16 protein-coding genes are annotated in these 15,939 nt (G+C 63.3%); 9 read left to right on the top strand and 7 right to left on the bottom strand.

Features of this window, described 5'->3' with window-relative positions:
* Positions 1–134: 134 nt before the first annotated feature.
* From ACXAEK_RS13735 to ACXAEK_RS13765, 7 genes are all read right to left on the bottom strand, one after another.
* Positions 135–1,334 carry a CaiB/BaiF CoA transferase family protein gene (locus tag ACXAEK_RS13735; protein WP_475042696.1) on the bottom strand — a complete coding sequence of 400 codons (1,200 nt, stop codon included), beginning with the start codon at positions 1,332–1,334 and terminating at the stop codon, positions 135–137.
* Positions 1,321–2,934, bottom strand: a complete 1,614-nt coding sequence (locus ACXAEK_RS13740) for a thiamine pyrophosphate-binding protein (RefSeq protein WP_475042698.1) — start codon at positions 2,932–2,934, stop codon at positions 1,321–1,323. The genes ACXAEK_RS13735 and ACXAEK_RS13740 overlap by 14 nt, the downstream gene beginning before the upstream one ends.
* Before the next feature lie 173 nt (positions 2,935–3,107).
* The gene (locus ACXAEK_RS13745; RefSeq protein WP_475042700.1) at positions 3,108–3,578 is read right to left on the bottom strand and encodes a DUF302 domain-containing protein; all 471 of its coding nucleotides are present in this window, start codon (positions 3,576–3,578) and stop codon (positions 3,108–3,110) included.
* A gap of 149 nt (positions 3,579–3,727) precedes the next feature.
* Positions 3,728–5,755, bottom strand: coding sequence for a PhoX family protein (locus tag ACXAEK_RS13750; protein WP_475045278.1), 2,028 nt, complete (start codon positions 5,753–5,755; stop codon positions 3,728–3,730).
* Positions 5,756–5,943: 188 nt separating this feature from the next.
* Positions 5,944–7,002, bottom strand: coding sequence for a YeeE/YedE family protein (locus tag ACXAEK_RS13755; protein WP_475042701.1), 1,059 nt, complete (start codon positions 7,000–7,002; stop codon positions 5,944–5,946).
* A 10-nt stretch (positions 7,003–7,012) separates the two neighbouring features.
* Positions 7,013–7,351, bottom strand: a complete 339-nt coding sequence (locus ACXAEK_RS13760) for an ArsR/SmtB family transcription factor (protein WP_475031116.1) — start codon at positions 7,349–7,351, stop codon at positions 7,013–7,015.
* A gap of 75 nt (positions 7,352–7,426) precedes the next feature.
* Positions 7,427–7,810 (bottom strand): hypothetical protein, encoded by a 384-nt coding sequence (locus ACXAEK_RS13765; RefSeq protein WP_475045279.1) that lies wholly within the window; start codon positions 7,808–7,810, stop codon positions 7,427–7,429.
* Between the two features lie 108 nt (positions 7,811–7,918).
* Between ACXAEK_RS13765 and ACXAEK_RS13770 the strand changes: the two genes are divergently transcribed.
* The 9 genes from ACXAEK_RS13770 (at position 7,919) to ACXAEK_RS13810 (ending at position 15,937) form a co-directional block, all read left to right on the top strand.
* Positions 7,919–8,656, top strand: a complete 738-nt coding sequence (locus ACXAEK_RS13770; protein WP_475042702.1) for a cytochrome c biogenesis CcdA family protein — start codon at positions 7,919–7,921, stop codon at positions 8,654–8,656.
* 19 nt (positions 8,657–8,675) lie between these two features.
* Positions 8,676–9,269 carry a thioredoxin family protein gene (locus ACXAEK_RS13775; RefSeq protein ID WP_475042703.1) on the top strand — a complete coding sequence of 198 codons (594 nt, stop codon included), beginning with the start codon at positions 8,676–8,678 and terminating at the stop codon, positions 9,267–9,269.
* Between the two features lie 127 nt (positions 9,270–9,396).
* Positions 9,397–9,873 carry a sulfur oxidation c-type cytochrome SoxX gene (gene soxX / locus ACXAEK_RS13780; protein ID WP_475042705.1) on the top strand — a complete coding sequence of 159 codons (477 nt, stop codon included), beginning with the start codon at positions 9,397–9,399 and terminating at the stop codon, positions 9,871–9,873.
* 59 nt (positions 9,874–9,932) lie between these two features.
* Positions 9,933–10,349, top strand: coding sequence for a thiosulfate oxidation carrier protein SoxY (gene soxY / locus ACXAEK_RS13785; RefSeq protein WP_039130332.1), 417 nt, complete (start codon positions 9,933–9,935; stop codon positions 10,347–10,349).
* Between the two features lie 44 nt (positions 10,350–10,393).
* Positions 10,394–10,723: a thiosulfate oxidation carrier complex protein SoxZ gene (gene soxZ, locus ACXAEK_RS13790; RefSeq protein ID WP_039130330.1), complete on the top strand. Its 330-nt coding sequence runs from the start codon at positions 10,394–10,396 to the stop codon at positions 10,721–10,723.
* A 74-nt stretch (positions 10,724–10,797) separates the two neighbouring features.
* The gene (gene soxA / locus ACXAEK_RS13795; protein ID WP_475042707.1) at positions 10,798–11,649 is read left to right on the top strand and encodes a sulfur oxidation c-type cytochrome SoxA; all 852 of its coding nucleotides are present in this window, start codon (positions 10,798–10,800) and stop codon (positions 11,647–11,649) included.
* Between the two features lie 99 nt (positions 11,650–11,748).
* On the top strand, positions 11,749–13,446 hold the full coding sequence (soxB, locus tag ACXAEK_RS13800) for a thiosulfohydrolase SoxB (protein WP_475042708.1): 1,698 nt from the start codon (positions 11,749–11,751) through the stop codon (positions 13,444–13,446).
* A gap of 90 nt (positions 13,447–13,536) precedes the next feature.
* Positions 13,537–14,808, top strand: coding sequence for a sulfite dehydrogenase (gene soxC / locus ACXAEK_RS13805; RefSeq protein WP_475042709.1), 1,272 nt, complete (start codon positions 13,537–13,539; stop codon positions 14,806–14,808).
* Positions 14,809–14,938: 130 nt separating this feature from the next.
* Positions 14,939–15,937, top strand: a complete 999-nt coding sequence (locus ACXAEK_RS13810) for a c-type cytochrome (protein ID WP_475042710.1) — start codon at positions 14,939–14,941, stop codon at positions 15,935–15,937.
* Positions 15,938–15,939 lie beyond the last annotated feature (2 nt).

The following is a 15,939-nucleotide window of genomic DNA, read 5'->3' on the forward strand; positions in this document are numbered from 1 at the left end:
TTCGCCGGATGTGTAAGATTTCCGTCGAAATTCCTGCAACAGGAATGGTTAAGGGGCGGCGAAACCACCGCCGGTTTGGCGGTGATTTGCCGGAAACTGTAACACTTGGCGGAAAACTGCCGTGTTTTGGGGGCTTAGCCGGTCTCGAACGGGGCATCCGCGCCCAGAATCTCTTCCGTTCCTTCGCCGCAGCGGGGCGGGGCGTGCCGGTATGTTACAGGCGTGCGGGAGAAATTCAGCGGATTGCCCAGCAGTTTCACCGGGCCTGCCGCGGTTTCCATCGGAATGGACATCTCGCGGGCTGCGACCTGACCGGTGGCAAACAGAGTTTCCAGGTTCTGCACCGGCCCGGCGGGCACCTTGCGGGCCTCCATCGCCGCCAGCACCTCATCCGTCGTATAGCGCTGCACGGTGGGGATGAGGACGGCGTTCAGCGCGTCGCGGTTCTGCAGACGGGCCGGGTTGGTGGCAAAGCGGGGATCTTCGGCGAGGCCTTCGAGTTTCAGGAACTCCATAAAGCGCTGGAACTGGCTGTCGTTGCCCACCGCCAGGATCACATGGCCTTCGGAGGTCTCATAAACGCCATAGGGCATGATGCTGGGGTGCTCATTGCCGCGGCGTTTGGGGATGTTGCCGGTGTTCAGATAAGCCACGCCTTCGTTGATCAGCCAGGCGATCTGTGCGTCGACCAGGGCGAGGTCGATCTGCTGGCCTTCGCCGGTTTTCTCGCGGTGATGCAGGGCGCTGAGGATTCCGATGCAGGCATACATGCCGCACATGACGTCAGCAATGCCGACGCCTGCCTTCATCGGCTGGCCGTCGGGTTCGCCGGTCAGCGACATGATGCCGCCAAAGCCCTGCGCCATGATGTCATAGCCGGGCTTGTGGCTGTTGGGGCCGGTCTGGCCATAGCCGGAGATCGAGCAGTAGATCAGGCCCGGCAGATCATCCTTGAGGCTGGCATAGTCCAGCCCGTATTTCGCCAGCCCGCCGGGTTTGAAATTCTCGATCAGAATGTCAGCCTCTGCCGCCAGGCGGCGGATGGCCTGCTGGCCGTCTTCTGTCGCGATGTCGATGGCAACCGAGCGTTTGTTGCGGTTGGCCGACATGAAATAGGCCGAGAGATCGGATTGCTGCCCTTCGGCATCCACCACATAGGGCGGCCCCCATTGGCGGGTGTCATCGCCGCCGGTCTTGGGGTTTTCCACTTTGATCACCGTGGCGCCGAGATCGCCCAAAAGCTGGGTGCAGGTCGGGCCGGCCAGGATGCGCGAAAGGTCCAGAACCTTGACGCCCTGCAGCGCGCCATGGGGGAGAAGATCAGATCCGGCCATCGTAGCCTCCGCGGTCGATCACTGCTGAAATGACGGTGAATTTTTCCGCTGCCATTGCATTCTGCAGGGCGGCGCGCAGTTTGCTGCGGCTGGTGACAGTCACCCCATTGCCGCCGAACGCCCGGCCCATGGCGGCAAAGTCATGCTCGGCAAAGTCGACGCCGCCGTTGGACAGCTGGCGCTGGCGCTGCTTGAGTTCGATCAGGGCGAGACTGGCATCGGCGAAGACCACGAATATGGGTGCCACGCCCAGTTCGGCGGCGGTGGACAACTCGCCCGCCACCATCAGGAAGCCGGCATCACCCGAGAAGCTGACCACGGGCCGCTCCGGCTGCGCCAGCTTGCGCCCGATCGCCATCGGCACCGCACATCCCATGGTGCACAGCGCCGAGGACTGGATCAGTCCGCGCGGCTCGGAACAGTCCCACATCTGGCTCAGCAGGATCCGGTGGGCGCCGCTGTCGGCGGTGGCGAGGGTTTCCGGGGGCAGGGTGGCGCGGCATTCGGCGATGACGCCAGCCGGGCCCCAATCGTCATCCTGCGGGAAGGCTTCTGCGAGTGCGGACTTCACTTGCGCCGGGCGGCCATTGGTCCAAGTTTCGCGCGGCGCCGTGCCAGCAGAGAGAGCGTCCAGTGTCGGTGCAATGGCGGTCAGGAAGTTCAACCCCGCCTGATGCATGTAGTGGGTATTGGCTTCGGGTGCGATGTCGATGACGTTCTGCGTCTTCACGTCCCAGACATTGCGCCAGCCCGGGCGCATCTCGATCGGGTCATAGCCGATAGAGAGCACCAGATCGGCCTCCTGCACCAAGGGCAGCAGGTGCTTGTCGGCCAGAGGCGACAGGCCTGCGCCGCCAAGGCATAAGGGGTGGTTTTCGGGGATGATGCCCTTGGCCTTGTAGCTGGTGACGAAAGGGATCTGGTGTTTCTCAACAAAGGCGCGGATGGCGCTGCCAGCATTTTCCTGCAGCGCATCGAGGCCGATCACCGCCACCGGTTGCGCGGAGGCAGCCAGCCATGAGCGCGCCTGCGCCAGTGCCTTACCGCTTGGCGCGCTGGCGCTTGCAGGCGCACGGCGGACGCCACGCTCCCTGGCCGGCGCATCTGCAGTGGAGATCGGCACGTCAATATGCACCGGTCCATTGCGCGGTTCGGTCGCGATGGCAACCGCCTTGTCGGCGATCAGATCCGCGGCTTCTGCATCCAGCCGGAAGGTGGCCTTGGTGATCGGGGTGAACACCGCACGGTGGTCGAGCACCTGGTGGGTATAGCTCTGCTCCTCGGCGGCGTCGACGCAGCCAGTCAGCACCAGCATCGGTACCCGGTCCTGGTGGGCATTGGCGACCACGTTGATGCCATTCAGCGCGCCGGGGCCGAGGGTTGCGACCAGAATAACCGGCGCGCCGTCAGCATGGTGCACGCCTTCGCCGATGAACCCTGCGCAGTTTTCATGCTTGGCCAGGTGGAACGTGATGCCCGCCTTGGTCAGGGCATCCACCAGGGTCAGAACCTCGCCGCCGGGCATTCCGAAGGCATGCCGGCAGCCTGCCTCGTATAGCCGCCGGGCCAGTACATCTGCCGCGCGAAGGGTCTCTGTCATCTTGTCCGTCCAATCCGTTGATTTGCCGCCAGATTGCCGAGGCTGCGCGCGCGTGCAAGCCCGCTCACGCCAGTGTGAGAAATGCTGCGGCGGAATTTGGCGCATTTCATTCGCCTAGCCTGTGGCGGGGGTATGGCTGACCAGAATGAAGCCAAGGGTTTGGGCGGGGCCTGCTATTCTTGCGCCCGCCGAGCGATCTGCGCGAAGCGGCGGTCGAGCAGGCCTGCAAGGTCAGCCAGTTCAGGACCGCCTTCATCTGCGTAGGGCGCAAAGACATGGGAGGGCAGCTTGTAGGACAGCGTGGCGCTGCCGTCTTGTTCCTCAGTCACATACATGCGCACCGGAGCCTCGATCATCGCCGCGGTGGACAGCGCCAGGATCTTCACCGCGAAGTCGTTGTTAAAGAGACCGATTACACGGTTGCCGGGGATGGTGATGCCGCGGGCGGCGGCAGCGCCGGTGGGGCCTGCCTGAGTGACGACGCCCAGGCCTTCGGCCTTGGCGGCGGCTTTGACATCGGCGATCAGCTGCTCAAACGGTTTTTCCGTTTCATGCACGGCCCAGCCGTCCCGCGCTGCAATGCTGCCCGCTGAGGCGGCTGAGGCTGCGAGGACTAAGGCGGCTGTCAGGCGTTTGAATGGCATGGGCGTCTCCGTCGGACATGGTTCAACATCTACGGCAAAGCGGCAGGACGGCGGCTCACAATTGCGTGCGGCAGGCGGCAGGCTGCCCGGCAGGGCTGAAACCTGCGCGCGGCCCGGACGGGGCGCGCTCCGCTTGGTTGCAGCGGATTTCAGGAGCGGGCTGCGATTTTGCCGCCGCCCTGTTTCGTCACTGCCACCACCGCAGGACGCGGCGGCAACGCAGGATCGAAATCCGGCCAGCGGGTGGCGGGGTCCTCGAAGGTGGAGGCGCGTTCGAACCCCTTCAGGCTTGTGGTGCCGTCGGTGCCGGGGTGCTGCACCGCGAGGAACAGGGTTTCATTGTCCGGGGTGAAATACGGACCGCAAAGCTCTGCGCCCACAGGGCAACGGAAGAAAAGCTTGGAGTGGCCGCGCAGGGCGCCTTCGGTTTCCATGCCGTAGAGTCCGTCGGCTTTGCCAGTCTTGTCCCACTTGCGGCCCTGATCGGTGGCGACCCACAGACGGCCCGCGGCGTCGATAGTGCAATTATCGGGAGAGCTGAACCAGCCGTTTTCCGAGGTTTCCGGGTTCCATCGGGCCCCCACGGCGGCGACTTCGGGGTCGCCGCATTGCACCAGGATGGACCAGCGGCCTTGGCGGGCAGCATGGTCGCCGCTGTCTTCCTTGAGTTCGATGATATGGCCGAAGTCCGACCTGGCCCGGGGGTTGGCGGCGTCGGTCTGGCCCGCACGCCGTTTGGAGTTGTTGGTGAGCATCACATAGGCGGTGCCGTCGCCGCGCGGCGAGAGGTCTTCGGGGCGGTCCATTGGGGTTGCCCCAAGCGCATCGGCGGCCAGGCGGGCGTCAATCAGCACATCCGCCTGGCTGGCAAAGCCGTTTTCCGCCGTGAGCGGACCCTGGCCATGCACCAGCGGCAGCCAGTCGTGGCTGCCGTCGCTGTTGAAGCGGGCTGCAAAAAGCGTGCCGTCGCGCAGCAGGCCTGCGTTGGCGGCCGGGTCCTCTGTCACCACGCCGGCTGACACAAATTTGTAGACGTATTCGAACCGGGCATCGTCGCCCATATAGACAACCAGATGCCCCGTCTTAGACACCGTAGTCTCCGCACCCTCATGCGCGAAGCGGCCGAGGGCAGTGCGCTTGACCGGGACCGAGAGCGGGTCCATGGGATCGACCTCAATCACCCAGCCGAAGCGGTTGACCTCATTGGGGACTTTGTCGATGTTGAAACGCTGGTGGTATTTGCCCCAGGCGTACCACATTGAAGGAATATTATAGCGGGCCATCTGTGCGGCTTCAGCCTGGCCGGACAGATCCGGTTCGCCTTCGGCGTCCAGCCGGTCTGTCCAGAAGTATCCGTGGAAGTTCTCCTCTGCCATCAGCCAGGTGCCCCATGGGGTCATGCCGCCGGCGCAATTGTTCAGGGTGCCGATGACCTCATGTCCGCCGGGGTCGGCGCTGGTCTGCATCCGCGGGTGGCCTGCAGCGGGGCCATCAACAGCCATCACCGTGTCCAGCGGCGAGATGCGGCGATTCAGCTTGCCGTTCCGCACAACTGCCCATTTGCCGTCCGGGTTCCGGGTGATCTCGACCACGGAACCGCCGTGGGCGGCCATTTCGATCTCGGCCAGCTCCCGGGTCATTCCGGCAAATCCCGCCATGTCCTGGCGGCCGAGGCCGGGGAACATGACCTCTTCATTGGTGTATTCGTGGTTCACGCATAACAGGCCGCGGGTGCCTTCGGCGTTCAGGGGCAGGAAACCCACATAGTCGTTGTTATAACCGAACTGCTGCAGCTGGGCCGCGGCGCTCTGGTTCCTTACGTCGAACGCCGGCGCCCCGGGGAGGACCGGGTCGCCCCAGCGCAGGAGGATGTCTGCGTCATAGCCGCCGGCGACATGATGGGCTTCGTCAACGCCCCAATCCAGCTCGTCAAAAACATAGCGGCTTTGGGCGGCCGCGGCGCCGGCCGGGCGCGGTGCGGCCAGAGTTGCGGCCAGGGGAGAGGCGCCGAACAGGGCTGCCGCAGCAGAGGTGCCCAGCAGCCCGGTCAGAACGCCCCGGCGGTTGTAGCGGGCGGCGATGATCCCGCCGATGGCTCTGTCCGCGTTGGGATTGACCGGGATGTCGTCTGCGGCCTCAAAGGCTTCGGCCTTGTTGCCGGTTCGCAGGTCTCTAATGATCTGTTTGCGGTTCGAGGTCAAAGCGGTCTCCGGTGCGGGGATTGGCCTGGCTAAGTCGGGGGCAGCGTTGCCCGCAAAGTTAAGAGCGGCGAGTAACTAATTCGCAACCCTAGTGAAAAGTGCGCGGGATGCCAGAATTTTCCTGCCGCCGGGCCACCCGGCTTGCGTCCGCTGAAGTCTGCTGGTTACTCCGCCGGGCGGAAGCCCTCAATCAACTGGCGCAGGCCGATGGCGGCGCCGGCGAAGATTGCCAGCATGGTAACGGGGGCAGAGACTGCAAGCAGAGAAAAGGCACTGAGGCCCTGGCCGACGGTGCAGCCCATGGCAATCACCGCGCCGGCGCCCATGATCGCGGCGCCGATGATCTGGCGGCGCAGTTCGCGCGGGTCCTCGCAGGCCTCCCAGCGGAAATGCCCCTTGATCAGCGAGCCGGTGAAGGCGCCGGTCCAGACCCCGGCGATGGAGCCGACGGCAAAGGACAGCGGACGCAAAGAGCCGGTCATGGTCCAGAGGATGGTCTCACCCAGGGGGGCGGAGAAGGAGTGCGAGACCACCGGCAGCGCCTCGAACCCTTCGGCGTTGACGTAAGTGGTGCCGGCCCAGCCGGAGGTGACGGCAAGCCCTACGATGGCCGACCAGAACAGGGCCTGTCTGTCCCTGCGGATTTCTGCGCTGGCCAGCGCGGCGATCAGGATCAGAACGCCGGCAGTGACGCCGATGGCGGCCAGCGGCAGGCCGCTCCAGGCAGTGGCGTAATGGGCCAGTCCCGGCGGGATGTCGGTGGTGACGTCCTGCTGTTCGAAGAAATAGTTCCGCAAGGGGGCGAGGGGGCCTGCCAGCACCACATAGGTGGAGACGCCCATCACCAGCACAATCACAAAGCTGCGCAGGTCGCCGCCGCCGAGGCGGGCAATGGCGCCGTAGCCGCAGTTGCCGCTGAGCGCCATGCCGTAGCCGAACATCAGCCCGCCCAGGATGGACGCGGCGGGCATCCAGCGGATCGAGAGATAGAAAGACTGGCTGGCATCCACCAGCCCCAGGCCGACTAGCGCGAAGCTGGCGGTGACGGCCACGCCGATGGCCACGCCCCACATCCGCATCCGCAGAGAGGAGCCGCCGTAGAGCAGGTCTTCGATAGCGCCCAATGTGCAAAACCGCCCCAGCCGCGCGGCGAGCCCCAGCAGAACACCGCCCAGCAGCCCGAAACAGGCGGCTATCTGATGTTCTGTCAGGAGGTCAAACATTCAAAAAGGTTCAGCTGCCGTCGTTGCAGAACAGGTCATAGACCGTTTCCAGCATCCGGCGGGGTTTGTCGTCTGCCAGACGGTAGTAGATCGCCTTGCCCTCGCGGCGGGGAATGACCAGCCCTTCGAGCCGCAGGCGGGAAAGCTGCTGTGAGACGGCGGCCTGGCGGGCGGACAAAAGCTCCTCCAGCTCAGTAACTGATTTCTCGCCCGAAACCAGGTGGCAGAGGATCATCAAACGGCCCTCGTGGCTGATCGCCTTGAGGAAATTGGAGGCCTTGGTCGCGTTTTCGACCATCTTGTCCATTTCTGCCGGATCCATGTCCGCGGAAAACTGCGGTAGTGCCATCTGCCGTCTCCTGGGCGGCGCACGGGCGCCGCTCTCTTCTTTTCTTGCCCAGACCGGTTTGTTCTGCCGAGGCGGTCAGCTGCCGCCTTGAGTGTGCGTATTATCAACAAACCCTGTATGGGCGGTTAGCAAATCTGCCAGCAAAGGCCAAAAGAAATCTTCGCCGGGGTAGCCTTCGAGCCGGGCCTGTTCCTTGCCGTCCTCGACCACCAGGAAGGTGGGGGTGAACATGACCCGGCGCGCGACCAGCAGATCATCGGGCAAGGCGCGCAGGTCGACCCGGCGCAGCGGGGCGTGTTTGCCCTCGGCCGTCTTGGGGTATATCGGCGCGATCTCCTCATTCCAGCGGGCGCACCATTCGCATCCTGCCTGTTCGACCATCACCAGTTCCGCCGCCCAGGCGGGCAGAGCAGTCAGGGTCAGGGCTGCGGCGGCAGCCAGTTGCCGGATTGCGTGCATATGTGTCATTCCACCTGTTGACGGCTTTACCTGATACAACGTAATTCGAATATGTGAATGACACAAGCCGGGCCCGGATAACGTTCGCGTGGGCCAGCTGGGGGGGACATGCTGGAAATTACCCTGTTTGGCGCCTTGTTCGCAGGTTTGCTGAGCTTTTTCAGCCCCTGTATTCTGCCGATGGTGCCGTTTTACCTGTCATACATGGGCGGGCTGTCGATGGCAGAGCTGCGCGGCGACGGGGCGATTGCCGCGGGCGCGCAGCGGCGGCTGCTGGTGTCGGCCTGCTGTTTTGCCGCCGGGGTGACCACGGTGTTCATGCTGATGGGCATGGGAGCGACAGCGCTGGGGCAGCTGTTCGGCCAGTATCTGGAGGTGCTGTCCTATGGTGCGGCGGCGCTGCTGCTGCTGTTCGGGCTGCATTTCCTGGGTGTTGTGAAAATCCCGCTGCTGTACCGCGAGGCGCGCATGGAGAGCCGCGCGGAGCCTTCGACAGTGCTGGGGGCCTATCTGACGGGGCTGGCCTTTGGCTTTGGCTGGACGCCCTGCGTGGGGCCTGCGCTGGCGTCGATCCTGATGATCGCCTCGGGCATGGGGGACATCTGGCGGGGCGGAGTGCTGTTGCTGGTCTACGGGCTGGGGATGACGGCGCCTTTTGTGGTGGCGGCGCTGTTTGCCGGGCCTTTCCTGGGGTGGGTGGCGCGGCACCGCGCGGCCTTTGCCTGGGTCGAGAAGGGCATGGGCGCGATGCTGGTGCTGTTTGCGGTGCTGATTGCTACCGGCGGTGTGCGGCTGATCGCCGAGGCGATGATCCGCTGGGTGCCGGGGTTCAGCTCAATCGGATAAATGAAATGTGGAGGCCAACATGCTGAGAAGCCTTGCGAAAGTGTTAATGGTGGCGGTGCTGGCCGTGCCCCTGGCTGCCCCGCTGCCGGCGGCAGAACTGGGGGATGACGGGCTGCACAAGACAGCCTGGATGCGGGAGACCTTCAAAGACCTGCGCGAGGATCTGGAAGAGGCCAATGGCGAGGGTAAACGGCTGGCGCTGATCTTTGAACAGCGCGGCTGTATCTATTGCACCAAGATGCATGAGGAGACCTTTCCCCGGCCGGAAATCAGCCGGTACATTGAGGAGAATTTCTTTGTCGTGCAGCTGAACCTCTATGGCGATGTGGAGGTCACTGACTTTGACGGCGCGGCGCTGCCGGAAAAAGAGATGGCGCGCAAATGGGGCGTGCTGTTCACGCCGACGATTCTGTTCCTGCCGGAGGAGGTGAGCGAAAACGTCACAGCTCCCGAAGCGGCGGTGGCGATGATGCCGGGCGCCTTTGGCGCGGGAACCACGCTGGACATGTTTACATGGGTCAATGAAAAGCGCTATGCGCTTGATAACGGAGAGGATTTCCAGCGCTATCATGCGCGGATGATTCAGGAGCGCAATAATGGATCCGCAGACTAGGGGTCTGGCGCACAAAATGCAAAAATTCACAATAATGAATTTGTTGTTGCGTATTGGTCCGGCTGTGGCCTACGGTATGCAGCAGCTAAGCAACCGCACTCAGATGCGGCAGCCATTGGGAGGATACATGAAGCTTACATCTCTGACACTGGCGCTGAGCCTGGCGGGTGCCGCGGCTTGGGCTGGCGAGGTTGCTCCGAAAGCGGTGCAGTATGGCGAATACGGCGAGATTGCCGCCTCGCTGACCGGGGTTGCGGGCGATGCCGCCAGCGGCGCGGTGATTGCAGGCACCAAGTCCAAGGGCAACTGCGTGGCCTGCCATCAGGTGACAGCACTTGCCGATGTGCCGTTCCATGGCGAGATCGGCCCGTCGCTGGACGGTGCAGGCGACCGCTGGAGCGAGGAAGAACTGCGCGGCCTGGTGGCCAATGCCAAGATGACGTTCGAGGGCACCATGATGCCGGCCTTCTACAAGGTCGATGGCTTCACCCGCCCGGGCGACGCCTATACCGGCAAAGCCGGGGCCGAGCCGCTGCCGCCGATCCTGACGGCGCAGGAGATCGAAGATGTGGTCGCGTTCCTGGCGACGCTGAAAGAAGAGTGAGGCACCGGGCGGGGGCATCCCGCGCGCCGCTGCCGAAGTGAATTTATAGGAGAGATATGATGGAGTTCTCACGCCGTGAGACCCTGGCCCTTGGCCTGGGTGCTGCCGTGGTTACCGTGCTGCCGTTCCAGGTGAACGCGGCCGCAGACGACCGGATCGCTGCCTTTACCGGCGGGGCCGATATGGCCGAGGGCGGTGTCACCCTGAACGCGCCTGAGATTGCTGAAAACGGCAACACCGTGCCGATCTCGGTCGAGGCGCCTGGCGCCACCGCAATCCTGGTGCTGGCCACCGGCAACCCGGAGCCGGGTGTGGCGACCTTCAACTTTGGCCCCGGTGCGGCGCAGCAGTCCGCCTCCACCAGGATCCGCCTGGCGGGAACCCAGGACGTGGTTGCGGTTGCCAAGCTGGCCGATGGCTCATTCGCCAAGGCAAGCGCCACCGTCAAGGTTACCATCGGCGGCTGCGGCGGCTGAGCCCGTCCGCCCGTCAAACGGAATTCTTAAGGAGAATTAAAGACATGGCATCCGGTGTTAAACCCCGCGTCAAGGTCCCGAAAACAGCCGCTGCCGGCGATACGGTCACCATCAAGACCCTGATCAGCCACAAGATGGAAAGCGGCCAGCGCAAGGATAAAGAGGGCAATCTGATCCCGCGCTCGATCATCAACCGCTTCACCTGCGCCTTCAATGGCGAGACGGTGCTGGACGTCGCGATGGAGCCCGCGATCTCCACCAACCCTTATTTCGAGTTCGACGCTGTCGTGCCGGAAGCCGGTGAATTTGTCTTCACCTGGTATGACGACGACGGCTCGGTCTACGACACCAAGAAGAAAATCGCCATCGGCTGATCCGTTCCGGATCTCAGGCACGCGTCCTGTCCGGTGTGATCCGGGCAGGGCAGGCACCCAAGGGAGGACAGGGAATGAACAAAAAGGCAATCACAGCAATTGCCGCTGTGCTGGCGCTGCCTATGGCGGCAGGTGCAGGCCCCGATGACGACAAGCTGGTGGTCAACGAGGAAATCGAGATGGTCACCAAAGCCGCCGCGCCTGCGCATATCGCGGATGCGGTTGATGAGATTATGTCGGGCTGGCACTTCCGCAAGGATGAAACCCAGGCCCTGCAGATGGACGACTTTGAAAATCCGGCAATGATCTTTGTCGATCAGGCTCTGGATGCTTGGAACACTGTCGAAGGCTCCGAGGGCAAATCCTGCGCTTCCTGCCACGATGATGTCGAGGAAAGCATGAAAGGCGTGCGTGCTGTCTATCCCAAGTGGAGCGACGCCGCCGGCGAGGTCCGCACCCTGAACATGCAGATCAACGACTGCCGCGAAAACCAGATGGGCGCCGAGAAGTGGAAATACTCCGGCGGCAAGATGGCCGCGATGGAGGCTTTGATTTCGGTCCAGTCCCGCGGGATGCCGGTGAACGTGGCTATCGACGGCCCGGCCCAGTCCACCTGGGAGAAGGGTAAGGAAATGTACTACACCCGCACCGGCCAGCTGGAGCTGTCCTGCGCGAACTGCCATGAGGACAATTATGGCAACATGATCCGCGCCGACCACCTGAGCCAGGGCCATATCAACGGCTTCCCGGTGTACCGCTTGAAGAACACCAAGCTGAACACTGCCCATGCGCGCTTTAAGGGCTGCGTGCGCGATACCCGGGCTGAGACCTACAAGCCGGGTTCGGCGGACTTCGTCGCACTGGAGCTCTATGTCGCGTCGCGCGGCAACGGGCTGTCGGTCGAAGCGCCTTCCGTCCGCAACTGATCTTTGCGCCCCGCGCCTGTTGCCAGGTGCGGGGCGTGTCTCTTTTGAAACATTCATTTGTGCGAATATGTCGCGCAAGCACACAGGATACCGGTACACATGATCTCGCGCCGCGATTTTCTGCAGGTTTCCATGGCGGCATCCGCCATGGTGGGGGCGTCAGGCTTTGGCAATTGGGCGCGGCTGGCTGCGCAGCAGTCATTGACCCAGGACCAGCTCTTGGAGTTTGACACCTTTGGCAATATCAGCCTGATCCATGTGACGGATATTCATGGGCAATTGAAGCCGATCTATTTCCGCGAGCCGTCGATCAATCTGGGTGTCGGCGGCAACAAGGGGTATGTGCCGCATATCACCGGCGCCGACTTCCGTAAGGCTTATGGCATCGCAGACGGCAGCCCCTCGGCCTATGCGCTGACCTATGATGATTTCTCGTCGCTGGCGAAGGGGTATGGACGTGTCGGCGGGCTGGACCGGATGGCCACCATCATCAATGCGATCCGCGCCGACCGCCCCGATGCGCTGCTGTTTGATGGCGGCGACACCTGGCATGGCTCCTACACCTGCCATCACACGGCAGGCCAGGACATGGTCAATGTGATGAACGCGCTGAAGCCGGATGCGATGACCTTCCATTGGGAATTCACGCTGGGGTCCGAGCGGGTCAATGAGATTGTCGAGGGCCTGCCGTTTGCCGCACTTGGGCAGAACATCTTTGATGCTGAATGGGATGAGCCTGCCGAGCTGTTCAAACCCTATAAGTTCTTTGAGCGCGGCGGGGCCAAGGTGGCGGTGATCGGCCAGGCCTTTCCCTATATGCCGATTGCCAACCCGGGCTGGATGTTCCCGGAGTATTCCTTTGGTATCCGTGACGAAAACATGCAGGCCATGGTGGATGAGGTCCGCGCGGCCGGAGCCGACCTGGTGGTGGTCCTCAGCCACAACGGGTTCGACGTTGACAAGAAGATGGCGGGCAAGGTGCAGGGCATCGACGTTATCCTGTCGGGCCACACCCATGACGCGCTGCCGGAGCCGGTGCTGGTGGGCAAGACCCATATCATCGCGTCGGGTTCCAACGGCAAATTTGTCTCCCGCGTGGACCTGGATGTGCGCGACGGCCAGCTGATGGGGCTGCGGCACAAGCTGATCCCGGTGTTCTCGGATGTGATCGCGCCGGACCCGGCGGTGGCGCAGCTGATCGAGGCGGAACGCGCACCCTACAAAGCGCAGCTGGAGGAGGTGATCGGCCAGACCGATACGCTGCTGTACCGCCGCGGCAACTTCAACGGCACCTGGGACGACCTGATCTGCGACGCGCTGCTGAGCGAGCGGGAGGCGGATATCGCCATGTCGCCCGGCGTGCGCTGGGGGCCGTCGCTGGTGCCGGGCGACGACATCACGCGTGAGGACATCTGGAACGTGACCTCGATGTCCTACGGGCAGGCCTACCGGTCGGAGATGACCGGCGAGTTCATCAAGGTGATTCTGGAGGATGTGGCCGACAACATCTTCAACCCCGATCCCTATTACCAGCAGGGCGGCGACATGGTGCGGATCGGCGGCATGGGCTACCGGATCGACATCACCAAGCCGCAGGGCGAGCGGATCACGGAAATGACGCTGCTGAAGACTGGCGAAGCGATTGATCCGGCGAAATCCTATGTGGTGGCCGGCTGGGCCAGCGTGAACGAGGGCACCGAGGGGCCGATGATCTGGGATGTGGTCGAGGATCATATCCGCAAGCTTGGCACCGTGACCCTGAACCCGAACACCTCCGTGCAGGTGGCGGGCGCTTAAACAGCGCCCGCTCCGGCGGGGATAAGCTAAAAAATTTTACGCAGTTGAATTCACGAACGTGAATTTATCTATGTGAGGAGGCAATGAGATATGAGTGACGACGCCAAGAGCACGGCGCCCTCGCGCCGCCAGTTCCTGACCGGAGCGGCGGCTGCCGGGGCAGGGGCGGTGGCCGCCGGTGCCGCCAAGGCGGCCACGCCCGATCCGCTGATTACCGAAGTGCAGGAGTGGGCCAGCGGTCTGGGCGAGGGGGTGGATGCCACGCCCTATGGGCTGCCGATCCAGTACGAAAACGATGTGGTGCGCCGCAATGTGGAGTGGCTGACTGCGGACACCATCAGTTCGATCAACTTCACGCCGATCCATGCGCTGGACGGGACGATCACCCCGCAGGGCTGTGCGTTTGAACGGCATCATTCCGGCGCCATCGAGCTGCGCAAGGAAGACTACCGGCTGATGATCAACGGGCTGGTCGAGACGCCGCTGGTGTTCACCTACGAGGACCTGGAGCGCTTCCCGCGCGAGAACCGGGTCTATTTCTGCGAGTGCGCGGCGAATTCCGGTATGGAATGGGCGGGCGCGCAGTTGAACGGAGCGCAGTTCACCCATGGCATGATCCACAATATGGAATACTCCGGGGTCTCGCTGCGGACGCTGCTGCAGGAGGCCGGTGTCAGCCCTGAAGGCAAATGGGTTTATGTGGAGGGCGCGGATGCGTCGTCAAACGGGCGCTCGATCCCGCTGGAGAAGGCGATGGACGATGTGCTGGTCGCCTTCAAAGCCAATGGCGAGGCCCTGCGCAAGGAGCATGGCTATCCGGTGCGGCTGGTAGTGCCGGGCTGGGAAGGCAATATGTGGGTGAAATGGCTGCGCCGGGTTGAGGTCATGGACCAGCCGGTCGAAAGCCGCGAGGAGACCTCGAAATACACCGATACGCTGGCCAATGGCGTCAGCCGCAAATGGACCTGGGAGATGGATGCGAAATCCGTCGTCACCAGCCCCAGCCCGCAGGCGCCGATCAAGCAGGGGCCCGGGCCGCTGGTGATCTCCGGCCTGGCGTGGTCGGGGCGCGGCGCGGTCACGGGTGTGGATGTGTCGCTGGACGGCGGCAAGAGCTGGCAGGAGGCGCGGCTGGCGGCGCCGGGCACGGACAAGGCGCTGACGCGGTTCTATCTGGACATCAATTGGGACGGCTCGGAGATGCTGCTGCAAGCCCGGGCCAAGGATTCCACCGGTTACGTGCAGCCCACCAAGGCGCAGCTGCGCGAGGTGCGGGGGCTGAATTCGATCTATCACAACAACGCCATCCAGACCTGGTGGGTCAAGGCAAATGGGGAGGCGGAAAATGTCGAGGTTTCTTGAAGTGTTGACGATACCCACTGAGGGCAGCGCCCGAGCCTGGGTGGGGGCGAAAGCGCCCTCCCGTGGGGAGGGGCGGGCGCTGCCCGGCCTATCGGCCAGGCGGAACATTGTTGCAGCGGCTGTTTTATCTATGGCGGTTGTCTCGCCCGTTGCCGCGGAGAAATTCGGCCTTGGCCGCCCCGCTTTGCCGGAGGAAATCGCCGCCTGGGATCTGGATGTGGCACCCGACGGCACCGGCCTGCCTGCAGGTTCGGGCGATGTGTTCACCGGCGAGGAGGTCTTTGCCGAAAAATGCGCCGTCTGCCATGGGGACTTTGCCGAGGGCGTCGGCAATTGGCCGAAGCTGGCTGGCGGGCAGGACACTCTGGACCATGATGATCCGCTGAAAACCGTGGGCAGCTACTGGCCGTATCTGTCGACCACCTGGGACTATGTGAACCGCTCGATGCCCTTTGGCGATGCGCAGTCTCTGACCCCGGATGAGGTCTATGCCATCGTGGCATATATCCTCTATTCCAACGATCTGGTGGACGATGAGTTCGTACTGTCGGACGAGACCTTTGCGGAAGTCGAACTGCCCAATGCAGAAGGCTTCATCCTGGATGACCGGCTGAAGGCAGAAAAGCACTTTTGGAATCCGGCGCCCTGCATGGAGAACTGCAAGGAAAGCGTGGAGATCACCATGCGGGCCATGGTGCTGGACGTGACACCGGAGGAAGAAAGCGCCGCGACGCCTGCTGAAGCTGCGCCGTTTGAGGAAGCGGCAGCAGAGGCGGAGGCGCCTGTTGAAATGGCGGCTGTACTGGATCCGGCGCTGGTGGCGAAGGGCGAGAAGACCTTCAAGAAGTGCAAGGCCTGCCATCAGGTGGGCGAGGGCGCCAAATCCAGGACCGGGCCGATCCTGAATGGCATTGTCGGCGCGCCTGCTGGCCATGCCGAGGGGTTCCGCTATTCCAAGGCGATGGCCGCCGCGGCGGAAGGCGGGCTGGTTTGGGATGAGGCCGAACTTGCGGCCTTTCTGGCGAAGCCGAAGAAATACATGAAGGGGACCAAGATGTCCTTTGCCGGGCTGAAGAAGGACAGCGATATTGAGGCTGTGATTGCCTATCTGCAGTCCTATTCGCAATAGAC

This window comes from Leisingera sp. ABM4_101 (genome assembly GCF_056158725.1).

What these genes read in the sequence shown, in the direction of transcription:
- ACXAEK_RS13735 (WP_475042696.1), bottom strand. Translation starts at nt 1,334, where the DNA reads ATGGCCGGATCTGATCTTCTCCCCCATGGCGCGCTGCAGGGCGTCAAG.
- ACXAEK_RS13740 (WP_475042698.1), bottom strand. Translation starts at nt 2,934, where the DNA reads ATGACAGAGACCCTTCGCGCGGCAGATGTACTGGCCCGGCGGCTATAC.
- ACXAEK_RS13745 (WP_475042700.1), bottom strand. Translation starts at nt 3,578, where the DNA reads ATGCCATTCAAACGCCTGACAGCCGCCTTAGTCCTCGCAGCCTCAGCC.
- ACXAEK_RS13755 (WP_475042701.1), bottom strand. Translation starts at nt 7,002, where the DNA reads ATGTTTGACCTCCTGACAGAACATCAGATAGCCGCCTGTTTCGGGCTG.
- ACXAEK_RS13760 (WP_475031116.1), bottom strand. Translation starts at nt 7,351, where the DNA reads ATGGCACTACCGCAGTTTTCCGCGGACATGGATCCGGCAGAAATGGAC.
- ACXAEK_RS13765 (WP_475045279.1), bottom strand. Translation starts at nt 7,810, where the DNA reads ATGCACGCAATCCGGCAACTGGCTGCCGCCGCAGCCCTGACCCTGACT.
- ACXAEK_RS13770 (WP_475042702.1), top strand. Translation starts at nt 7,919, where the DNA reads ATGCTGGAAATTACCCTGTTTGGCGCCTTGTTCGCAGGTTTGCTGAGC.
- ACXAEK_RS13775 (WP_475042703.1), top strand. Translation starts at nt 8,676, where the DNA reads ATGCTGAGAAGCCTTGCGAAAGTGTTAATGGTGGCGGTGCTGGCCGTG.
- soxX (WP_475042705.1), top strand. Translation starts at nt 9,397, where the DNA reads ATGAAGCTTACATCTCTGACACTGGCGCTGAGCCTGGCGGGTGCCGCG.
- soxY (WP_039130332.1), top strand. Translation starts at nt 9,933, where the DNA reads ATGGAGTTCTCACGCCGTGAGACCCTGGCCCTTGGCCTGGGTGCTGCC.
- soxZ (WP_039130330.1), top strand. Translation starts at nt 10,394, where the DNA reads ATGGCATCCGGTGTTAAACCCCGCGTCAAGGTCCCGAAAACAGCCGCT.
- soxA (WP_475042707.1), top strand. Translation starts at nt 10,798, where the DNA reads ATGAACAAAAAGGCAATCACAGCAATTGCCGCTGTGCTGGCGCTGCCT.
- soxB (WP_475042708.1), top strand. Translation starts at nt 11,749, where the DNA reads ATGATCTCGCGCCGCGATTTTCTGCAGGTTTCCATGGCGGCATCCGCC.
- soxC (WP_475042709.1), top strand. Translation starts at nt 13,537, where the DNA reads ATGAGTGACGACGCCAAGAGCACGGCGCCCTCGCGCCGCCAGTTCCTG.
- ACXAEK_RS13810 (WP_475042710.1), top strand. Translation starts at nt 14,939, where the DNA reads ATGGCGGTTGTCTCGCCCGTTGCCGCGGAGAAATTCGGCCTTGGCCGC.